This window comes from Bdellovibrio sp. NC01 (assembly GCF_006874625.1).
Lineage (GTDB): Bacteria > Bdellovibrionota > Bdellovibrionia > Bdellovibrionales > Bdellovibrionaceae > Bdellovibrio.
Genome location: NZ_CP030034.1, coordinates 1,494,686 through 1,513,472, shown reverse-complemented (window position 1 = coordinate 1,513,472; position 18,787 = coordinate 1,494,686). Strand labels below are relative to the sequence as shown.

The 18,787-nt window shown below is 44.6% G+C and carries 17 protein-coding genes, 1 tRNA gene and 1 pseudogene; 10 read left to right on the top strand and 9 right to left on the bottom strand.

Annotated features, from left to right (window positions below):
* Position 1: 1 nt before the first annotated feature.
* Positions 2-634 (bottom strand): hypothetical protein, encoded by a 633-nt coding sequence (locus tag DOE51_RS07235; RefSeq protein ID WP_142695877.1) that lies wholly within the window; start codon positions 632-634, stop codon positions 2-4.
* Between the two features lie 97 nt (positions 635-731).
* Positions 732-1,958 carry a hypothetical protein gene (locus tag DOE51_RS07230; protein ID WP_142695876.1) on the bottom strand — a complete coding sequence of 409 codons (1,227 nt, stop codon included), beginning with the start codon at positions 1,956-1,958 and terminating at the stop codon, positions 732-734.
* A 280-nt stretch (positions 1,959-2,238) separates the two neighbouring features.
* On the opposite strand from DOE51_RS07230, the gene DOE51_RS07225 reads away from it, so the two are divergent.
* On the top strand, positions 2,239-3,147 hold the full coding sequence (locus DOE51_RS07225; RefSeq protein ID WP_142695875.1) for a trypsin-like serine protease: 909 nt from the start codon (positions 2,239-2,241) through the stop codon (positions 3,145-3,147).
* A gap of 81 nt (positions 3,148-3,228) precedes the next feature.
* Positions 3,229-3,310, top strand: a tRNA-Leu gene (locus tag DOE51_RS07220).
* A 74-nt stretch (positions 3,311-3,384) separates the two neighbouring features.
* On the opposite strand, the gene DOE51_RS07215 is transcribed toward DOE51_RS07220, so the two are convergent.
* Positions 3,385-4,356, bottom strand: coding sequence for a PAS domain-containing protein (locus DOE51_RS07215; protein ID WP_142695874.1), 972 nt, complete (start codon positions 4,354-4,356; stop codon positions 3,385-3,387).
* A 123-nt stretch (positions 4,357-4,479) separates the two neighbouring features.
* Between DOE51_RS07215 and DOE51_RS07210 the strand changes: the two genes are divergently transcribed.
* The 5 genes from DOE51_RS07210 (at position 4,480) to DOE51_RS07190 (ending at position 9,293) form a co-directional block, all read left to right on the top strand.
* Entirely contained in the window at positions 4,480-5,259 is a 780-nt protein-coding gene (locus DOE51_RS07210; protein WP_142695873.1) for a hypothetical protein, read from the top strand.
* 150 nt (positions 5,260-5,409) lie between these two features.
* Positions 5,410-6,726 (top strand): hypothetical protein, encoded by a 1,317-nt coding sequence (locus DOE51_RS07205; RefSeq protein WP_142695872.1) that lies wholly within the window; start codon positions 5,410-5,412, stop codon positions 6,724-6,726.
* A gap of 6 nt (positions 6,727-6,732) precedes the next feature.
* The gene (locus DOE51_RS07200; protein WP_142695871.1) at positions 6,733-7,440 is read left to right on the top strand and encodes an SDR family oxidoreductase; all 708 of its coding nucleotides are present in this window, start codon (positions 6,733-6,735) and stop codon (positions 7,438-7,440) included.
* A gap of 161 nt (positions 7,441-7,601) precedes the next feature.
* Positions 7,602-8,921 carry an SBBP repeat-containing protein gene (locus DOE51_RS07195; RefSeq protein WP_168196405.1) on the top strand — a complete coding sequence of 440 codons (1,320 nt, stop codon included), beginning with the start codon at positions 7,602-7,604 and terminating at the stop codon, positions 8,919-8,921.
* Between the two features lie 15 nt (positions 8,922-8,936).
* On the top strand, positions 8,937-9,293 hold the full coding sequence (locus DOE51_RS07190; RefSeq protein WP_142695869.1) for a zinc ribbon domain-containing protein YjdM: 357 nt from the start codon (positions 8,937-8,939) through the stop codon (positions 9,291-9,293).
* A 14-nt stretch (positions 9,294-9,307) separates the two neighbouring features.
* Here the strand turns inward: DOE51_RS07190 and DOE51_RS07185 are convergent, their stop codons facing one another.
* The 4 genes from DOE51_RS07185 to DOE51_RS07170 form a co-directional block, all read right to left on the bottom strand.
* Entirely contained in the window at positions 9,308-10,849 is a 1,542-nt protein-coding gene (locus DOE51_RS07185) for an ABC-F family ATP-binding cassette domain-containing protein (RefSeq protein WP_142695868.1), read from the bottom strand.
* A 175-nt stretch (positions 10,850-11,024) separates the two neighbouring features.
* Positions 11,025-11,669, bottom strand: a complete 645-nt coding sequence (locus DOE51_RS07180) for a hypothetical protein (protein ID WP_142695867.1) — start codon at positions 11,667-11,669, stop codon at positions 11,025-11,027.
* Between the two features lie 177 nt (positions 11,670-11,846).
* Entirely contained in the window at positions 11,847-13,130 is a 1,284-nt protein-coding gene (locus DOE51_RS07175; protein ID WP_142695866.1) for a helix-turn-helix transcriptional regulator, read from the bottom strand.
* 112 nt (positions 13,131-13,242) lie between these two features.
* Complete coding sequence (locus tag DOE51_RS07170) at positions 13,243-14,262, bottom strand: lipoate--protein ligase (RefSeq protein WP_142695865.1); 1,020 nt, start codon at positions 14,260-14,262, stop codon at positions 13,243-13,245.
* Between the two features lie 125 nt (positions 14,263-14,387).
* Between DOE51_RS07170 and DOE51_RS07165 the strand changes: the two genes are divergently transcribed.
* The gene (locus DOE51_RS07165) at positions 14,388-15,242 is read left to right on the top strand and encodes a S1 RNA-binding domain-containing protein (protein ID WP_142695864.1); all 855 of its coding nucleotides are present in this window, start codon (positions 14,388-14,390) and stop codon (positions 15,240-15,242) included.
* Positions 15,243-15,275: 33 nt separating this feature from the next.
* On the opposite strand, the gene DOE51_RS07160 is transcribed toward DOE51_RS07165, so the two are convergent.
* Complete coding sequence (locus DOE51_RS07160) at positions 15,276-15,827, bottom strand: hypothetical protein (protein WP_142695863.1); 552 nt, start codon at positions 15,825-15,827, stop codon at positions 15,276-15,278.
* Positions 15,828-15,970: 143 nt separating this feature from the next.
* On the opposite strand from DOE51_RS07160, the pseudogene DOE51_RS19435 reads away from it, so the two are divergent.
* A pseudogene (locus DOE51_RS19435) lies at positions 15,971-16,510 on the top strand (hypothetical protein); the annotation flags it as partial.
* A gap of 712 nt (positions 16,511-17,222) precedes the next feature.
* Here DOE51_RS19435 and DOE51_RS07155 read toward each other — a convergent pair.
* The gene (locus DOE51_RS07155) at positions 17,223-17,954 is read right to left on the bottom strand and encodes a type 1 glutamine amidotransferase domain-containing protein (RefSeq protein WP_142695862.1); all 732 of its coding nucleotides are present in this window, start codon (positions 17,952-17,954) and stop codon (positions 17,223-17,225) included.
* A gap of 126 nt (positions 17,955-18,080) precedes the next feature.
* Here DOE51_RS07155 and DOE51_RS07150 point away from each other — a divergent pair, with 126 nt between their 5' ends.
* Positions 18,081-18,779 carry a pseudouridine synthase gene (locus DOE51_RS07150; RefSeq protein ID WP_142695861.1) on the top strand — a complete coding sequence of 233 codons (699 nt, stop codon included), beginning with the start codon at positions 18,081-18,083 and terminating at the stop codon, positions 18,777-18,779.
* Positions 18,780-18,787: the final 8 nt, after the last annotated feature.

Sequence of the window (18,787 nt, the reverse complement as noted above, 5' to 3'; positions counted from 1 at the left end):
CTTAGCCCGAAATAAAGTTGCGAACTCGGTATTTCCTTTTGATCACTTCAAACCATGAACGCAGACGCTCTTCCAACTGCTGCTGAGCAAGGAACGTCTTGATGTTTTCTTTGAATGAAGCAAACGGCATATTGCCAAATTTCAAACGATTTTTTTCGTAGTAAGCTTGCGCCTCTTGGTCTGAAATGATGCCTGACATAGAGTTGGTTTTAAATTTTAGGAAATTTTTTGCGACAAATTTGCGTTTCGTGAAACGACGAAGTTCCAGATCTGAAACTTCCAAGGCCGTCCAAAAACTTTTGCCTGCCATCGCTTTTTGTACTTTTGCAATCGCCTCATCAACATCTTTATCGCCGACAGTCGCAACACTGAAGTTTTCTGCTTCCATCGCCACAACGGTTTCAAGCAATACAGAAGTAATCATGGAATTGAACTCAGGCGCATCCAATTGCAATTCTAGCGGTGCACTTTTCGCGGGATAAAGAATTCGTTCGATGACATTGGAAATCTGAACTTCGCGGCTGGTTGTCACATACTCCGCCACCTGCCCTACTGTTTCAGTAACGACAGTTGCAGCCTGACTCTTGTGTGCAAATAAAACTGTTGCGAAGAAAAGACTTAAAAGAAGATGCATGGTCTGATCTTCACCAAAAAGAAGGGTGAAGTCAAAGCACAATACCCGCTATTGCTAGCAGGTATTGTGTAACCACTTAAAGACTTTAATTCAGGAACTAGAAGTTAACGCGTCCAACTACTGACATTACGTAGTATTGGAGTTTTTCGATTGGTGTACCGTAAGAAGGTGCATTCAACCATGTGTTGTTGTCTGCGTTGATACGGCTAGACATATTCCACATATAACGGAAATCAAGACCCAAAGAGTATTTAGGATTGAATTCCAAATCCACACCAGCAAGAGCACCTACGTCAATCGCATGTGAGCTTGCAGAAGTGTCGTTGCTGTAAGCATAACCGTTGTTGTTGTTAGCCCAAGCAAATGTTCTGTAAGAGTATGATACCAACGCACCAACTACTGGACGGATGATACCAGAGAACAATTGAAGTTTACCAGCCAACTGACCAGTGTATTGATTTACGTCAACGTTCATTGGGATATAGATGTTGCTGTATGGGTAAGCATAGCTATAGCTGTAACCATTCGCTGCACCTTGATCCACAGTGTAGTTTGAATACAAGAATGTACCTTCAAGAATCAAATTGTCGTATTTGTTACCGAAAGAAACACCCAAAGAGTAGTTACCTTTCACGTTACGAACATCTGGAAGGTCCGCAATACCAGCCATAACCGCAACATATTTTGTTTCGATTGGAGCTTGTGCTGCTTCAGTTTCAGTTTTCATAGCTGCAGCAAGTTCTTCACGGATAATATCGCGTGTGTTTTCTTTTGGCTCCTGTACTTGTTGTACAGGAACTTGTTGAACTTGTACTGGTTGAGCTTGTTGCTGAACTTGTACAGGAACTTCTTGCTGTTGCTGTCTGTTATTCATTTGATTAAATTTATCACCGAACAAAACGTCAGCTCTGCGTTTCTCGTCTTCCATACGAGATTGCTCAAGCTTTTCAACGATTTTTTGCTCAGTTTGAACTTCAGCATCTTGACGAGATTTACGGATTTGATCCGCACGTGACTCAGTCAATGGTGAAGCTTCGATCACAGTCGTAGGTTGTTTTTGAACCTGTGACTGTTGAACTTGTGCAGTTGCATTTGATGGAGCCTGATTCAAAATATAGATAGGCTGGCTGCCATTCAAATTAAGAGGTTGGCCTTGTTGAGCTGCTGCAGGAGCTGCAACGGCCGCTGATGTCTGAGGCGCTGCTGCTGCTTGATTGGAATAGATTTGATCCAATTCAGCATCAACGTCGCTTTCCAAACTTTGAGCTAAAGCGAACGTAGGCGCGATAGTCAAAGCCGCGAGGATATAGAAATACTTTTTCATAAAGTCTCCAGTTTAATGGTCGTGGTTATAAAACCTTTTTTAATCAGGAATCCGCTAAAGCAAGGCCAGTGCCAACTTGGCCGCTTTCGTCCCCAGCGTCTAAGTGTTTGATATCTAAGCTGTACATGGTTTTGCACCATGGGAGGTCGTTAGGTCCGCTGGATAAAGAAGTGACAAGGCTCGAAACACTTTCTGAAATTCTTGCAAAGTGGAGTCATTTTGCCCTGCTCTTATTTGGACTCTGATAAAACAAACACCTCATATATAGGAGAATATCTCTATGAAAACCAGCTTGATGGTTCAGGCCCTTGCTTTGACTTGTACTCTCGCAACGATGACAGCATGTAGTGGCTCCGGCGGCGGCGAAAGCGCAGCAGCAGCTTGTGAAATCCAAGGCAGCTCTTACGGTATTATTCAGGGCGAAACACTTTCTTCAGGCAACTTACTTTCAAAATCAACAGTGATGGTTATCCATATCCAAGATGACACCCACGCAGAGATTTGCACAGGCACTTTGATTGATAACGACAAAGTTCTAACAGCCGCTCACTGTACTTCTCGCAGCTCTTCAGAAAAAACCCTTGTCGCGTTCTCTAACAGCTTTGGCTGCGTAACTAAAAGCCAAGCTAATGTGAAACAACTGGCTCGCCCGGTTGTCGCTAAAGAGATCAATACATCTTATAGCTATGCTCAAAATAAAAGTGTCGAGAATGCGACAAATGACTTAGCAGTTCTTAAGTTTTCAGGCGGCATGGCTAAAGGCTATTCTGTTCGTCCATTGCCAGCAGCCTCTTATGATCCAGCAACAGCGACTGAAATCGTGATGAGCGGCTACGGCATAACGAATGAAAAAAATGAAGACTCTGGAACTTTGCGTTTCACGACAGCGAAGCCTTCACGTCTTAAAAAAGACTTCTATATGAGAGGTCTAAAAAAGACGATCCAAGTTGATAAGACTCTTATTATGGAGCAACCAGAAAACGGCGTTTGCAGTGGTGACTCTGGTGGTCCGTTGTATGCGAAAAACCAAGATGGCACTTTGACGTTGATCGGTGTGACTTCAATGGTCGCTGATAACAACGCGGAATATTCTTGGAATGCGAAGGTTTGTCATGGCGTTTCGATCTTCGTCGACGTACGTGCGCAACTTGATTGGATTCAAAGAGCCGTGCAAACGCTTAATTACTAAGCAAATCGCTAAAAAATGCGGTGCATTTAAAAAAAGATCTTGAGGTTTTACCCCAAGATCCGTTACAAAGGTTACCTCACTGCGGGTGTGGTGAAATGGTAGACACAGAAGATTCAAAATCTTCCGCGAAAGCATGGGGGTTCAAGTCCCTCCACCCGCACCAAATATGATTTTTAAAAGGCCATCCACAAGATGGCCTTTTTCTTTTTCAGACTCAGCAATTCCTAAGTGATATTTTTAAGTAATATTTAAAGAGACTTTACCGATCGAAACGATTCGGCCCGCCTGATCGACGATGGGGAAAACTGTGGAAAGGTATCGCATTGCCAGTCCATGGTGGGTCAAGACTTCTTCGAATGTCATCGGCTGCTTCGACATGTAGACTTTCTGTTCAAGCCCGATTGATTTTGAATCCGCGGCCACAAGCTTTCTAGCATCCAAGCCAATTAATGATTCGCGAGAAACACCGACAAAACGTGAATAGGCAGCATTGCAGCTGCTGATAATGCCATCACCATCCGTCACCACAAGTAAGAAAGGTGCCGCATCCAGAATTTGCTGCATACGAATTTGGAAATTTCGTTCATCTGTCACATCGCGAGCCGAAGCGAAGCGCACTCCCAATTCACGGTCGGCAGCGGCACTCCAGCTCAGTGTGCGGTAACTTCCATCCGCTGTGCGATAGCGATTTTCAAAACCCACTGTGCGTAGACCCATGTTCAAGGCCTCAATGTTTTTGCGCGTGGCCTCGCGATCGTCGGGATGAATGAATTTAAAAAATGGCGTCGTTAAGATTGTCTCTTCACTGTAACCCAGAGTGTTCACCAACGATTTGCTGGCTTTCTTGAGCAATCCATCTTGGCCCGCTACAGCCATAAGATCACTGGATATAGAAAAGAATCTATCCAATGTAATTTGGCTGTGTTCAATATCCTTCAAGCGCTCTTGCAGTTTTTTGTATTCACGTTGGGCTTTCGCCGACTCGAGATTTGAGGAATGACAAGTGGCGATTCCAAAGCACGCAATCGTCGGAATCAAAACGATAAACGCAATGAATTGAGAAGTGCTAATTGCAGGCAGCATAATGCTGGCGATCACAAATAGCCCTGACAGCACCAAGATGGCGATCAACGAAAACAAAGTGATTTTGTTTTGCAACTTCCAGAAGCTGAAATATTCAATTGTCTTCTTCTCTTCGCCTAGATTCAAAAACGTCCCTCGCTAAACAATACTTCGAATCATATATATAGGCCCTTAAACAGACAAGAAACTTAAGAATAGTTAATACAATCCTTAATAATCCCGGCACGGTCCTTTCATTGTCTTTGAAGCATGAGAATCAAGTCCCTTCCTAATGCTTTAGGCGGCATTTTGCTGTCTATTCTATGCACAATGGCGCTCCAAGTTGGCGCGGCGGAAAAGCCGTACCTTGAAGCCCAATTGCAGAAGACGGTCGATACGACCGAGGGGTCACTGCGCATTCTGGTCTTTGAAGGCAATGACAATACAAGCTTTTACGAAGCACCCGAGACTTCGCTGCCGGCAGTTACTGAACTTCAAAAAAAGGTTCGGGAGCAAGTCGTGGATACCGATCCTTATGCCCTACTCAAACGCCAACAGAATCTGTTTGTGCGAGTCGGATATACCGAGTTTTTGCCCCGCTTTGATTTAGTGATGAGTAAAAAAATCTATTCCATGTCGCTGCTGGAACAAGCACTTCTTGAAATTCATTCACAGGTGATGAAGAAGCCTTTGTTTAATAGTTACTCGGAGTTTGGCGCGAATGTCTTGGTCAAAGAACAAAAGATAGCGATCATTTTCACTTCGAACGAAAGCGACGCGATGGTGCCCGATTCAAAAACGCGCCGTCAGTTTCTGCAGAAGTTTTTGGACGCTGGCTATACTTACAAATTTCATATTCACAACCATCCATTTAATTTCGACAACCCCAGTAAAGACATTGGCGGCACGACTATTCCATCAGGCAATCACGAATTCGGTGATGTCGGCACCTACCTGGATGAAAACAAAAATCTGGGTCTTCAGAATGCGTGGATTACCAATGGCTTTAGCAGCCTTCACATTCCAGCCAGTGAGTTTTCCGACTACTAGATACTCAAGCCTTACTAACAATTGTCACCCTCTCATTTTGAGACATTTTTTATTAACTCCCCTTGTTTCTAAACTTATACATTTATTTAGAGCACCTTCTTAAAGGCACGTCGCTTGCTGTGTTCCCATGTATACAAATTGGGAGTCCCTATGACTTACGCTGGCTCGTATAAAAAAATATCGGCTTTGGTATTCACTGCACTTCTTATGTCGGCACCGTTTGCGCATGCAGAAGGACCACAGTGCTCTTCCGTATTTTATACTTCCACCGAGTCTTTAAATGACCTGATGACGAAGCGTTATCCGTCGCTTGATAAATTGCTTCAGGATCCCAATGCATTTTATGAAACTTACCGCCAGCGTTTCCATGCCCAAAAAGAACTGACTCCGGATCACCCCTATCGTTTTGATTTTAGCGAAATGGGCATGCCGCTTGTGCGTGACATCGATAAATATCTTGAAGTTAAAATTGATTCTGTGACGAAAGAATTGGCTGAATTTAAAGAAAAGCGTGCAAGTCGCATGAAGCTTTCACGAATCGTGCGTACGAAGTTCGATAATGCCAAAGAAAAGAATCTTGAAACCTACGTTGAATACCTCAAAGATCTGCGTGGCGAATCGCAAGAAATCATGAACGATGGCCACGTCAGCTATGAACGCGTTGTTGAGTTTTCGTACTTCTACAATCGCGCCGCAGGTCGTTTCGACACGAATAAATATCCCATGAAAGATCGTTTCTTGTTGCTAACGGACCGCCTGCTTGAAGGTTACAAGCCGTTGCCGATCGCTGAAGAATACCGCATGTACAAAAATCGCGATTTCGGCGTTTTTCAAATGAAGAGCGTTTACAAAGGCTACCGCGATGCTGAAAAAATATTTGCGAAAGACTTCAAAGCGACTGACGAATTAAAACAATTATGGATTCCAACCAACGCAGCGCTGGGCAATTCAGTCTTAATGCGTTTGATGAATACAAAAATCCACTTGGTGGGTGTGACGGATGCACCGATCTGGGCGGACGGTTACAATCGCCCTGCTGGTGATTTCTGGATGCATGACGTTCGCCATGAATCTTTCAAATATTATGAAGCGCAAAACTATATCGAGAAAAATCAACTTTCAGACGCGCAATTTGATCGTATGAAAAGCAAAATGGATGACTGGTTGGTGGAGCTGAATTCTGAAATTGCCAAAATCGAAGACGTGAATTTGAAAAAAGCGGTGTCATTGACGATTTTCAATTTCCATCATGATGCAGGCTTCCCTTTGATTCCGACGATGTTCTTAACTAAAAAGAATACGACGAAGAATTTGTACACAATGTATGTTGTCAGTGGTCACGGAACTTATTTCGAAAATCCATGGAAAAACCTAGATCGCGCCGATGCATGGTTGAAGGATTTCTGGGGTAAACGCGTCGAGCAAGAAAACGAAGCTCTTGATCTAGCGCGAAGCCACAATCCATAATTGCTTATGGCAAATTATCTGATCGTTGGCGCATCTTCTGGAATCGGACTCGCGGTGACGCGTGAACTTTTAAATCAAGGTCACAAAGTGTGTGGCCTTGGGCGCAGTCTTGAGGCCCTTCACCTTTTACAGCAACAGCATAAAAATCTTTTTGTCTTATCTTACGATATTCAAACTTTGCAGTCGCAACCGATTATCGCGGAAGCTGAAAAACACATGGGCCCCATCGACGTTGTGTTTCTAAATTCCGGCGTCGCCTCGGGGCACTCACTGGATGACTGGAATGATGCTGCTCGCACCGTCCACACCAACGTCACAGGAACGACTGAGTTTTTAATCAATGCCAATGCATACTTTAAACAGAAAAACTCTGAGGGCGTCATCGCTGTGAATACTTCAGTGGCAGGTCTTCGTGGTTTGCGCCAAGCTCCCGTTTACAGTGCTTCAAAAGCTTATCTCATTAATTTATGTCAGTCGTTGCGTTCACAGAATAAAACTTCTGCTGGCAAAGTTCGTGTTGTCGATATTCGCCCCGGCTTCGTTGATACGCAAATGGCTGGCGGCACAACGTGGATGAGTTCTACTGACAAAGCGGCAAAACAGATCATCGCAGCCATTCATAAACGTAAAGAGATCGTCTATATTTCCAAACGCTGGATCTTAGTTGCGGGACTCATGCGTTTGGTTCCACGCGCACTCTACGAACGTTTTTAATTTGTCTCACTATGAGGCGATATTCATGCTCCCAAAACATGATGGAACAATTCCTCTGTAAATCATGAGGGATTCTTTAAGAGTCGTGATCCCTCCTCCGAAAACGGAGTATGGGAACATTGCTGCACCTTTTGGAACGACTCCTGTACACTCTTGCATTTGTGTCTGTACTCGCTATCAACGCGGGTTGCGGGCTTTCTGTCTCTCTCTGGGGATCATCAAGTAAACATTCTGCTTCAAGCGGCAACACCGGGGGAACCGGTGGCTCTGTAGCCTTGCAGGAATTTTACCAAAGCTTCGGCACACCATCTGGCTTGGTGCTGATGGCGGGAGCTACCTCGGACTCGGATAATAATATTTATGCCGCAGGCGCCGCCACGGGTGGAGTCTTAGGCGACAGTGCCATTGGAAGTGTTGACGCTGTTATTGCGAAGTATGCTCCGGACGGAACATACTTGTGGCACAAAGCGATTGGCAGCTCCGGCTCGAGCACCCTGGTGAATCGCCTCTATTATAAAAACGGTTCACTGTATGCATCTGGTTACACGATAGGTGGCGTATTTGAAGGACAAACTGCTGTCGGCAATTCCGATATGTTTGTTGCAAAACTTAATATCGATACCGGCGCCGTTATTTGGCTGAAAATGTTTGGCCAACCTTCCACGCAAATGGCGACGGCTGAACTGGTTGTTGATAGCTCTGAAAACGTTTACGTGACTGGTTATGGCAACATGAGTTTTGATAGCTACACGGTTCTTGGCAATATGCCGAGCTTCGTTATGAAATTGGATTCATCCGGCAACAGATTATGGACAAGCTATTTGGATGAAAACGGAATGTTTTTTCAAGCATCCGGAATCGGCTTAGATAACAATGGCAATGTCTATATCGGCGGCAGTGCAATCGGCGCAAGTTTCGATGGTCAGGCTGCGGTTGGGAACCTTGATGGTTTTATCGCAAAGTTTGATTCTAATGGAAATAAGCTTTGGGCAAAACGTACGGGATCAGCTTCTAACCGTTTGGCAATTTATGATATTGAAGTCGATGCCAGTGGCAATTCATATATTGGAGGCACCACTATAGCAGACATCAACGGCCAAACGATGATCGGCAATAGCGATCAGTTCGTTGAAAAATATAATTCTTCAGGCGTTCGCCAATGGACCAAAATTTATGGTGTCGCTAATGCGAGCACTCAAGTATCGGCCATCCATCTTGACAGTTCTGGCCGAGTTTTGATTGGTGGTGGCACCGACGCCAACACAACAGACACGACTGGTTGGTCCGTAAAACGCCTTAATTCTAGTAACGGAGCTCTCGTTGATGAATTCTCAAGTTCCGCAGCCACTGCTCTTATCATGGATTTTCAGGTCACATCAGATGGCTGGTTAAAAGCCGTTGGTGTAACGAAATCCTCCCTGGAAGGACAGCCGTTGACCGGAGTCCTTGACGCCTTCGTACTAGTCAAAAAGATCAATTAATCGTATACGTAGGGCATGACAAATCCAACGAACTGCCCTACTTGCAATTCTGAAAATATTTATTCTGACGGCAACCTATGGATTTGCCCCGAGTGCGGGCACGAATGGAGTGCACACGCCGTTGCTGTTGAAGCAACAGAAGAAGTCGATGACGGCTTGATCCGCGATTCCAATGGCAATGTTTTAACCGACGGTGATTCTGTGACTGTGATCAAAGAACTTCGTATCAAGGGTTCATCAAACGTCGTCAAAGTCGGCACGAAAGTTAAAAACATTCGTCTTGTTGACGGTGGTGATGGTCATGACATCGCCTGCAAAATTGACGGCATCGGTGCCATCAATTTGAAATCGGAATTTGTAAGAAAGGCCTAAGACAGGCCTTTCTTTTATTCCTCTTTATTTTGTAGTTCAAAAACTTGCTCGACTCCTATGGCCTGCAAGAAATACTGATCATGCGAAATCACCAGCAGTGCGCCTTCGAAATCGCACAGGGCTTTTTCCAAAACATCCAGACTTTGCAAATCAAGGTTGTTAGTCGGTTCATCAAGAATCAAAAACTGCGGTGCCGGATTTGCCAACAAAATCTTCGCTAACGCGGCTTTCAGTTTTTCTCCCCCACTTAAGTGTTTTACTTTTTGCAGCGGCAATTCCTTTGTGAATTGAAAGCGCGACAGTTCATTGCGAATCTCAATTTCACTGCGTGTCGACGAGGCCTGCACATTTTCAATCACACTTAATTCATGATCTAGAATCGCATATTCTTGATCAAGGACTGCGTAAGCTACAGATCCGAGTTTTAAACTTCCCTGAAGACGCCCTGCGGGCTTCAATCCATCCGAGAGCAATAACTTCAACAACGTCGACTTGCCCGCTCCATTTCTGCCAGCCAAGGCCCAACGGTGTGGCCCTTTCATGGTCAGGTTTAAGTTTTCAATCCACAGATTTTCGCCTTCACCATATGCAAAGTTACAATCTTGAATTTCAAAAACCATCTTGCTTGAAGGAATCGAAGTTTCTTGTAGCTGCAACCCTAAGCGCGATTCCTGTTTCATATTATAAAAGAAATCAGAAAACTCTGCCTGCTTGCTTTCGACTCGATCGCTTTCATGGCTGTTGATTCGGCCCATGGTTTCTTGGGCGCGACGTTTTCTGCCACCTAAAAGAATTTTTGGAATACCACCTTGTGCAGCCTTCTTCGCTCCTTGGCGCATACGTTTGTCTTGCATCGCCAATTTTTCGACGTGTTCATGTTCCAGTTTTTTCTTTTCACGACGAAGACGATCTAAAGTTTGCGCTTCAATGGCGCGTTCACGTTCTTTTTCTTCTTCGTAAAAGGCAAAGTTGCCACCATAGGTGCTGACACCTTGATTGGAAAGTTCCAGAACACAATCAACTCGATTTAAAAGTTCACGATCATGGCTAATAACTAATAACGGTCCGTGAAAATTGCGCACAAACTCTTCGATAAAGGTGCGCCCTTCTCGATCCAAGTTATTTGTCGGCTCATCCAGAATCAGCAAGCCATTCAAGTTCGCTAGCGCTTTAGCAATTCTTAAGCGCGTCCATTCCCCGCCACTCAGATGTTGAAGCTTTCGCTCAAAAGCAATGTCTTGAATGAGAATATTCAAAACCGTTGCGTCGTAATTTAAGCTCCAAATGTCTGCCAAAAAAGTCGCAACATCCGTGTCAGGCCTTTCTTCGTGCTGGGGTACATAGACCGCACGATGGGAAAGTTCCAGATGACCTTCGGTGGGCGATAACTCTTCACAAAGAATTCGCGCAAGCGTGCTCTTGCCAATGCCGTTGGGTCCCACTAAAGCATAGCGTTTTGAATTTAATGAAAATGTTAAGTGGCTAAAAAGCTTACGCCCATGCGGAAGCTCAAAGCCTAGCGCCTGGGCGCTGACTTGAAATATATTATTGTGCATAGATAAATCCGTCCGAGGCCTGATGAATGGCCTAAGAGAGTTGATAAAAATGAAGATAGTGACGGATTATTAATTTCTCATAGGTGTTCGGTTTAGGAGCCGAACAAAAACAGTATACGCGAGCTCGTTTAAAAACAAAAGCCCCTTTTTCAGGGGCCTTGAAAACGCTTATATTTTAGTTGGCGTGCATGAAGTCTAGAAGCATCTCATTTAAAATCAATGGATGTGTCACGGCGTAGTGGTCATTTTCTTTCTTCACTTTGTATTTTGCCGGCACCGTGATGACCTCGTCATAAACCAAAGCTGTTGTTGCCTCCCACGCTTTACCTAACTCGTGCGATACCAAAGGACGACCGTTGATTTTAATTCCACGAAGACCCATTGCTGTTGGATCAATCACTGATGTATTCGCTGGCAACTTCACTTCGACATCTTCTTTCGTCGAATAAGTGCCATAATCGACTGACTGATAACTTGTGATTCTATCACCCGGCTCGATCATCAATAACATTTTGCCGTCGATGCCTTCTTCATTTTGTGGTGGCTCAGCATAGATCACACGCGAGCGATAAAATTTTGCATCTTCAACCGCTTTTGCCATCTGCTTTTTTGAATCGCGGATATCAAGCAGGTGCATGACATAAAATAATCCCGTGTACTTCATCGCCTGCATAATACATCCGCCATAATAGACACAGATGAAGCCTTCCATTTGGACTTTTTCTGAAAGGCTTGTTGATTCTGGTACTAACGAATCAGCCTTCGCTGTTGCTCCCAAAATTAATAGTGATGATAAAACGATCGATAAGATTTTCTTCATGGGGATTCTCCGTTTCAATAATTAATAACGAAGATCCCTAAAGCAACGGCCATGCCTAAGTTTCTGAAATCCCAAAATCTGTATATTGTTTACGAAGACCTAGCAGCCTTTAAGAACGTCAAAAATTGCAGCTCTTTTTTGGAGGTTCATCACTTGTTCACAGACGGTGAACACGCATTAGAAACGATAGCGTTTAATAAAGTCCTCTTTGGAAATACTTTTCACCGAATTTAAATATTCCAATAAGGCTAATGCCTCTTTAAGTCCATTTTTGATGAAGAGTTCTTTGGCTTTTTCAACCAGCGTCTGACGAATACGGAAGTGCTCAGGATAACGGCGTCCTAGAAACATACTATCCAAAACTGCAAAGGCGAAGTGCATACGGCTTGGACGAACCAAGGCCATGCGCTTCACCAGCAAATTTTTCGCTTCTTCGGGTAAATCGTTTGCCATGCAATAAAAGAATTCAAATTGTTCGACCTTCGTATCAAGGCGATGAAAGTGCGAATTATCGCGCAAACGCTTTGCTTTACCGACGTGGGCACGAACTTCTGAATAGTCGTCCCCTTCAAGCAGGCGAATGATACCTAGGCAGAAATACGTATAAGCCTGACCACGCACCCACCCCGCTTTTTCAGCACAGCGGAGGTTGCGCATGAAAGCGACCTTCGCCTTTTTTAAATCGCGGGCTCGCAGATAGTTTCCACCTAACTGAAAATATTTGACGGAAATCATCACTTGGTTTTGGCTGCCACGTTTATAATCTAGCCAGATTGATTCACGAATCAGGCGCACGGACTCTTCTTGATGTTCCAAATGAAACAACACACGACCTTTTTTGAAATACAGGTCGGCCACACATGCCAGATTATCTGTTTTAGGCAGAAGCTCTTCGGATTTTTTGAAGTAGTCCATTGCTAGCATAATGTTTCCGACTAATTCAGAACGAATCGCCAGCCAATTCAGAATAAAAATCTGCTCATCGATGTTGTGCAAAGCATGAGCGATCTCTAAGGCTTTATCCAAATGGCTTTTGCCCGAACGCAATTCACCTAAAAACAGGGATGTCTGCCCAAGATGTTTATGCAAAACCATTTGTTGTGATGAACGCAGATCTTTATGTAAATACGATTTTAAAATGCGACTGTAGCTTTCCCATTCATTGGAAGCCCGCACTCGCTTATAAAAATGCTCCGAACACAACTCTTCCAGGGAACGATCGATAGGACGATTCGATAAGACAACCTGAGAGCGACTAAGGCGTTCAGGCAAGACTCCAAGGGCCTTTGCTAGGTTTTGCAAAGTTTCGGGCTTTAAACGACGAACTGAACCGTTCAACCAACGTTGAATCGTCTTTGTTGTAACTTTAAGTGTGCCCGCCAGTGAAGAATGAGAGAGACCTTGCGCCTCTATAAAGTTTCTTAACAAGTTGGCGTCGATTTCGACTAAATCCATCTTCATAGATGTATTTAGGCTAAACTGTGCAAAGTTTCCGTCAAAACAATTTTCTTGGGATCACAAATAACAAGTCTAAAAAGACCGCATGGCAACAGCGCTCCTCACATTTCGAGGATTACACTTCCACCTGACTGCACAGCCAATTTTCCAACTCTTGCAGACCCGTCTGCAAGTCCGGCAAACGACTTTTAACATAAGTTAACGAATCACGAATGCTCCCGCCGTTATACGGTTTGCCCTTCAAAAGCGTCGTTAAATCTTCAACGACTTGTGGATACAAACAGTCCGTAAAAATTTGCAGATCGGCGATAGTTCCCTCTTCTACTTTGAAGTTGAAGTCGAAGAACCCTAACGACAAATACTCATCCAACTTGTGATTGAACTCTAAAGTATTCCCGTACAACCAATCCCAAGAACTCAAGCCTTCATACTGAGTTTTCAATTCTTGGTTTTCTTGAAGCGTCTTCATGCTCAAAAATTCAGTCTGAGCTTTACCGCCATAGAAGTTTTCAAAAGAGCGCACCATCGCGGTCACGATCTGATCGTGATTGATATCTTTGGCGACCTCACTCAGGTTTGCAACGCGGGCGCGAACAGACTCTTTGCCTTTTGCCTGAAGTTTTTTTGGATTCGGAGTCAAATAATTTCCCAGGCGAGTTAGATCTGCATGCAACAACAACGTGCCGTGATGAAAGGCACGATCTTTCTTTTCGCGATAAGCGCTGCCGCTGAATTTTCTTGGACCATCTTGAAATGGAATTAGTAAATCATTGCGACCAGAAGCTTCACCTTGAATGCCAAATTCCTTAAGTGCGTTGAAAATAATTTGAATGTTGTTTTCGCGGCGATACGATTCTTTTGGCGAAAGGAACGTAAAGTTGGTGTTACCCATGTCATGAAATACAGCGCCCCCACCCGTCGTTCTTCGCGCCAAGTGCACAGAGTCTTCTTTCATCTTCGCCAAGTTACATTCAGACCACGGGTTTTGGTTACGACCAATAACCACCGTGTTGTCGTTTCTCCATAAAAACAGCACCTGACTTGAAGGATCTAAATTGTGAAAAATCCACTCTTCTGTGGCTAAGTTCAGGTGCGGATTCAGGCTTTCAGACAGGAAGATCTTTAAATTCGACATGGAGGTATTCTAGCGCGTTTCCCTCGGAAAGTCATCCTGCCCTTTTTTCACGCAGGGTCAATATCAGCTATGAATTTTGCTCAAGATGAATTAAACAAGGGCCTGACGTTAACAAAGGTTCAATTATGATCGAGCTCGGCAAATTCAATAAACTTAAAGTCCTAAAAAATTCTGAATTTGGTCTGTTTCTCGATGCGGGCGAAGGTAAAGAAATTCTGCTACCAAAGCGCTTCGTCACGTCGGACTTTGAAGTCGGTCAGGAACTTGAAGTTTTTGTGCACACGGATTCTGAAGACCGTCTTGTCGCGACAACACAAAAGCCGCTTGCCCAGGTGGGTGAATTCGCGACTTTAAAAGTTGTGTCTTTATCGAGCGTGGGCGCCTTCTTGGACTGGGGCTTGGCGAAAGATTTGCTTTTGCCTTTCGCCGAAAAAACTCGCCCGTTGCGAGTTGGTGAAACGGTTCTGGTGTATCTGTACGTTGATAAAAGCGATCGTATTTCAGCAACCATGCGTGTAGAGAAATTCACAAACACTGACAAGCCTGAATATGAAGAGGGTCAAACTGTTGATTTGATCATCAGTCGCAAAACGGATCTTGGAACAAGCGCGATTGTAAACGGCAAACATCTGGGAATGCTTTTCGCCAACGAGATCTTTGAACAGCTTATTCCAGGTCAACGCCTTCAAGGTTATATCAAAAAAGTTCGTCCCGATGGTAAGATCGATTTAAGCCTTCATCAAACAGGCATCAAAGATGCCGATGAAATTGGCCAAAAGATTTTGAATCTTTTGAAAGAACAAGGCGGATTTGTTGAAATCAACGACAAGACTTCGGCTGATTTGATTTACGATTATTTCGGCGTCAGCAAAAAGAAGTACAAGATCGCACTTGGCGGTCTATATAAAAAACGTTTGATCACTGTCGATGACGATGGCATTCGCCTGGCAACAGCACACAAACCAAAACGTCTGTTTTAAAGAAAAAAGCTCGAATGTCCTTCGAGCTTTTTTTTAATTTTCTTTTTTAAATAGTAAAACCAATCCCGTCGTTAAGGAACTGCACGACTTAAAGATCTGATCCGAGTCAGCACCAGGTTTCAAACGTGCACCCACCGCGCAAATCATCTGATCTTTATCGTTTAATAGACGGCAACTGTATTCACCATACGCTTGGTCCGTGATTTCTTTGTCTCCGCCTTGTGCTTCGTCATAAGCCCATGACGAAAAGACAGCGTCCGCTGACTTTACTTCGTAAGGACCTTGGCTGTGTTTCACGCCGCCGACATTTTCAAACGTCACTTGGCGTCCACTAAAGTTTAAAGTGAAGATCGAACCATCACGATTGGGAATTCCTTCAGGCATAAACGCCGAGCCACGCATCACGTTCTTACAACTTGCATGCTCGACAACGCCCGTGCGAATCCAGCGACCACCCAGGTCAGGTGCCGACGTGGTGTTGGCTTCATTCCACTCTTTCAATGCGGCTACGAAGTTTGTGGATTTATCAAAAGCATGTGCTGAAAGGCTTGTGCCCAGCAGAAGACAGGCAATAAGTGTTTTCATAAAGTTTCCTTTACCTCTTCTTCAAACTAGCAAATCTTGTTGAGCACACAAGGCCAACGACAAATAACATATTTTCGCGAAGAGCTAAGCCCAGTGTTGCCACTCAGATTGACCTCGAATGAAAGTCGCGGCCAAATGATTGTATGAAGATGTTACTTTTTTCTTTCTTCTTCGCACTGGGCGGCCTCTTTGTGGGGCAATCTGTGTTGGCACAAATGCCTTCGGAAGCAGCCTTTAACATCATCACTTATGATCCGTTTGGCTTTCGCGTTGATGACACGGCTCAAGGACAGCGCGTGCGTCGCTTGTTACTGAAAATGCAGGCGTTAGGTGCCAATACTGTCATCTTTAATTTTCGCGCGCGCATGGTGACTGGAACCAAAGCCGACATTCGCTCTGACGTTTTACCCGAATATCAATCCGAGGAAGAGCGTCTTCTTAAAGATGCCGTTGCGTTCGCAAAACAACGAGGGCTTGCTGTTGCCTTTCGCCCGATTCTTTTAGTCGTCGGCCCCAATGCCGAATTTCCTTACGTCGATGAAAATGGTTTCACGTGGTGGCATGGCAACATTCGCCCGGAAAAACCTGAAGAATGGTTTCAAGCTTATTTCAATTATCATCAACGCTACATGCGTATCGCCCATGACGTCGGCGCCAAGTGGTATTCGATCGGAGCAGAAATGCATTCCATGACTTCAGGTCTTGGCAGTCGTGATATGACCTGGCGTTTTGGTTATCCGCAATTGTGGGTGCAATTCGTATCGAAAGCTCGCACGATCTTGGGCGATAATGTGCAAATAACTTATGGTGCGAATTACACCGATCAATATGTTTTAGAAGATGGCATTAAAACTTGGGGTGGCGAATTCGGTCAGTGGTATCATGATTTAACCTTCATTCCAAAGACCGATGAAGAAACGAATCATCAGGAAAATCTTCGTCAATTTTATCACTCGCTTGATTTTATCGGTTTGGATTTCTATCGTGCTCTCGGCAGTGCCAATGTCGATTATCCCGCAGAGTATCAAGCCCTTGTCACGCAACTGAACGATTACTCTTTCACTTATGCACAAACTTTGAATGGCATGGTTTCCGACATCGACAGACAATTGGGAACCATCAGCCAAATCGCCATTCAAGAAGTGGGCTATCGCAGTGTCGAGAAGTGTTTTGTGGCGCCCTACTTGTATGAAGATGATCACACGCCAATCAATTATGAACATCAAGCTGCTGCCTGGGATTCTTTGTTGTCAGCGTTTTGGAGTCAACCTTTAAGCTGGATGCGTGGAATTGGAATCTGGCAGGTGTTGCTTGACGATAACTCTGATGAAACTGTGAATGGCGGATTCTCTCCTTTAGGAAAAGAACCCGCAGAACTCGTTTTAAAAAAATATTTTATCGGGCATGCCACTCGCACCAATTTTGTTCCGGCACGATTCGTCCCCGACTTACAAAATCAAGAACTTCAACAATTCCTTTTCCAACACCGGCCGCTGATGCCGGATTTTGCCCCGTCACAAGGCGACCGCTTTTAATAACATTGTCAGTGAAACTTGGCGCCACAACCACGCTGGCTCCCCGTTCATTCAGTCTTGATTCCAGCAAGAAAGGCACGACCGATTCAAAACCAACGGCGCGTTCTTCTTCATTCGTAAAGCATGACATTTCGTGACCGCGAACCAGATAACTTCCATCAGAAAGTCTGACATTCACAAGACCCGCAGGCCCATGGCAGACGGCTCCGACCACACCGTCATTTTCAAAAATTTGCGAAGCCAGTTTTTGCAGACTTAAATTATCAGGAAAGTCGAACATCGCCCCGTGCCCACCGGCGAAGTAAATCGCGCAATAGTCATCACCACTCACTTGCCACGGCTGCAAAGTGTCTTCAATTTTTGCAAGAAACTCTTCATCATTCATCCACGTCGCATTGATGGGATCATCCATTTTCACACCATCTAACGGCACCTTGCCACCGCGTGAACTGATCATGTCCACTTGATAACCGGCACGTGAAAATTCGTCATAAGGATGAGTGATTTCGGAAAGATATGCTCCGGTTGTGTGCCCGCTATCCCCGAGGCGATCGGTGCTTGTTAATACCGTCAGAATTCTTTTGGGTCTCATAGGGCCTCCTGGCTCAGGATTAGAATCACTCTACGGTTTCATGAATACAAATTTCCCAAGGGCTAGCTGTGAATGAACACATTTTGACTTGGACTTTCGGCAGGTGCTTCGTTATAAGCTACTCCGATGGAATTGATTTACCAAGATGAACATTTTATCGCGATTAATAAGCCGTCTGGCTATCATGTTCATCCGCCTGAGGATTCACAGTTCAAAATTCCCCGCGACAAAATCTGTTTATATCAAGTGCGCAACATGATGAAGAAGCACGTGTATCCCGTGCATCGTCTTGATGCTGCGACAAGTGGCGTGTTGTTATTCGCTTTGTCTTCGGAAGCTGCTTCAAAATTCGGTAAGATGTTTCAAGAGCGTGCTCCACAAAAAACTTATCACGCTGTCGTTCGCGGCTATGTCCCGGCAGAGGGATCTATCGACGTGCAACTGGAACTGGATTCAACCGGCGCCCTTGTCGACGCAAAAACGTCTTATAAGCGTCTTAGCACCATTGAGTTTCCCGTCGCTGTCGGCAAAAAATTTCCCACCGCGCGCTACTCGTGGGTAGAAGCTTATCCTCACACAGGTCGTTATCATCAGATTCGTCGTCACTTTAATCGTATTTCACATCCTCTTTTGGGCGATGCTTATCATGGCGACTCCCACCACAACCGATTCTTCAGAAATGAACTGGGTATTGAGGGGTTGTGCCTGAAAGCGATTAAAATGGAATTGATCCATCCGTGGACTTTGGAACCCTTGAAGATCGAGGCTCCTCCCTGCGAAAAATGGAATAAAATTCAAAGCCTTTTCACTTTAAAACAGGGCTAAGCAAGCTA

Excerpts from the sequence above, each read along its gene's own strand:
- DOE51_RS07235 (WP_142695877.1), bottom strand. The coding sequence starts at position 634 with ATGCATCTTCTTTTAAGTCTTTTCTTCGCAACAGTTTTATTTGCACAC.
- DOE51_RS07230 (WP_142695876.1), bottom strand. The coding sequence starts at position 1,958 with ATGAAAAAGTATTTCTATATCCTCGCGGCTTTGACTATCGCGCCTACG.
- DOE51_RS07225 (WP_142695875.1), top strand. The coding sequence starts at position 2,239 with ATGAAAACCAGCTTGATGGTTCAGGCCCTTGCTTTGACTTGTACTCTC.
- DOE51_RS07210 (WP_142695873.1), top strand. The coding sequence starts at position 4,480 with ATGAGAATCAAGTCCCTTCCTAATGCTTTAGGCGGCATTTTGCTGTCT.
- DOE51_RS07205 (WP_142695872.1), top strand. The coding sequence starts at position 5,410 with ATGACTTACGCTGGCTCGTATAAAAAAATATCGGCTTTGGTATTCACT.
- DOE51_RS07200 (WP_142695871.1), top strand. The coding sequence starts at position 6,733 with ATGGCAAATTATCTGATCGTTGGCGCATCTTCTGGAATCGGACTCGCG.
- DOE51_RS07190 (WP_142695869.1), top strand. The coding sequence starts at position 8,937 with ATGACAAATCCAACGAACTGCCCTACTTGCAATTCTGAAAATATTTAT.
- DOE51_RS07185 (WP_142695868.1), bottom strand. The coding sequence starts at position 10,849 with ATGCACAATAATATATTTCAAGTCAGCGCCCAGGCGCTAGGCTTTGAG.
- DOE51_RS07180 (WP_142695867.1), bottom strand. The coding sequence starts at position 11,669 with ATGAAGAAAATCTTATCGATCGTTTTATCATCACTATTAATTTTGGGA.
- DOE51_RS07175 (WP_142695866.1), bottom strand. The coding sequence starts at position 13,130 with ATGAAGATGGATTTAGTCGAAATCGACGCCAACTTGTTAAGAAACTTT.
- DOE51_RS07170 (WP_142695865.1), bottom strand. The coding sequence starts at position 14,262 with ATGTCGAATTTAAAGATCTTCCTGTCTGAAAGCCTGAATCCGCACCTG.
- DOE51_RS07165 (WP_142695864.1), top strand. The coding sequence starts at position 14,388 with ATGATCGAGCTCGGCAAATTCAATAAACTTAAAGTCCTAAAAAATTCT.
- DOE51_RS07160 (WP_142695863.1), bottom strand. The coding sequence starts at position 15,827 with ATGAAAACACTTATTGCCTGTCTTCTGCTGGGCACAAGCCTTTCAGCA.
- DOE51_RS07155 (WP_142695862.1), bottom strand. The coding sequence starts at position 17,954 with ATGAGACCCAAAAGAATTCTGACGGTATTAACAAGCACCGATCGCCTC.
- DOE51_RS07150 (WP_142695861.1), top strand. The coding sequence starts at position 18,081 with ATGGAATTGATTTACCAAGATGAACATTTTATCGCGATTAATAAGCCG.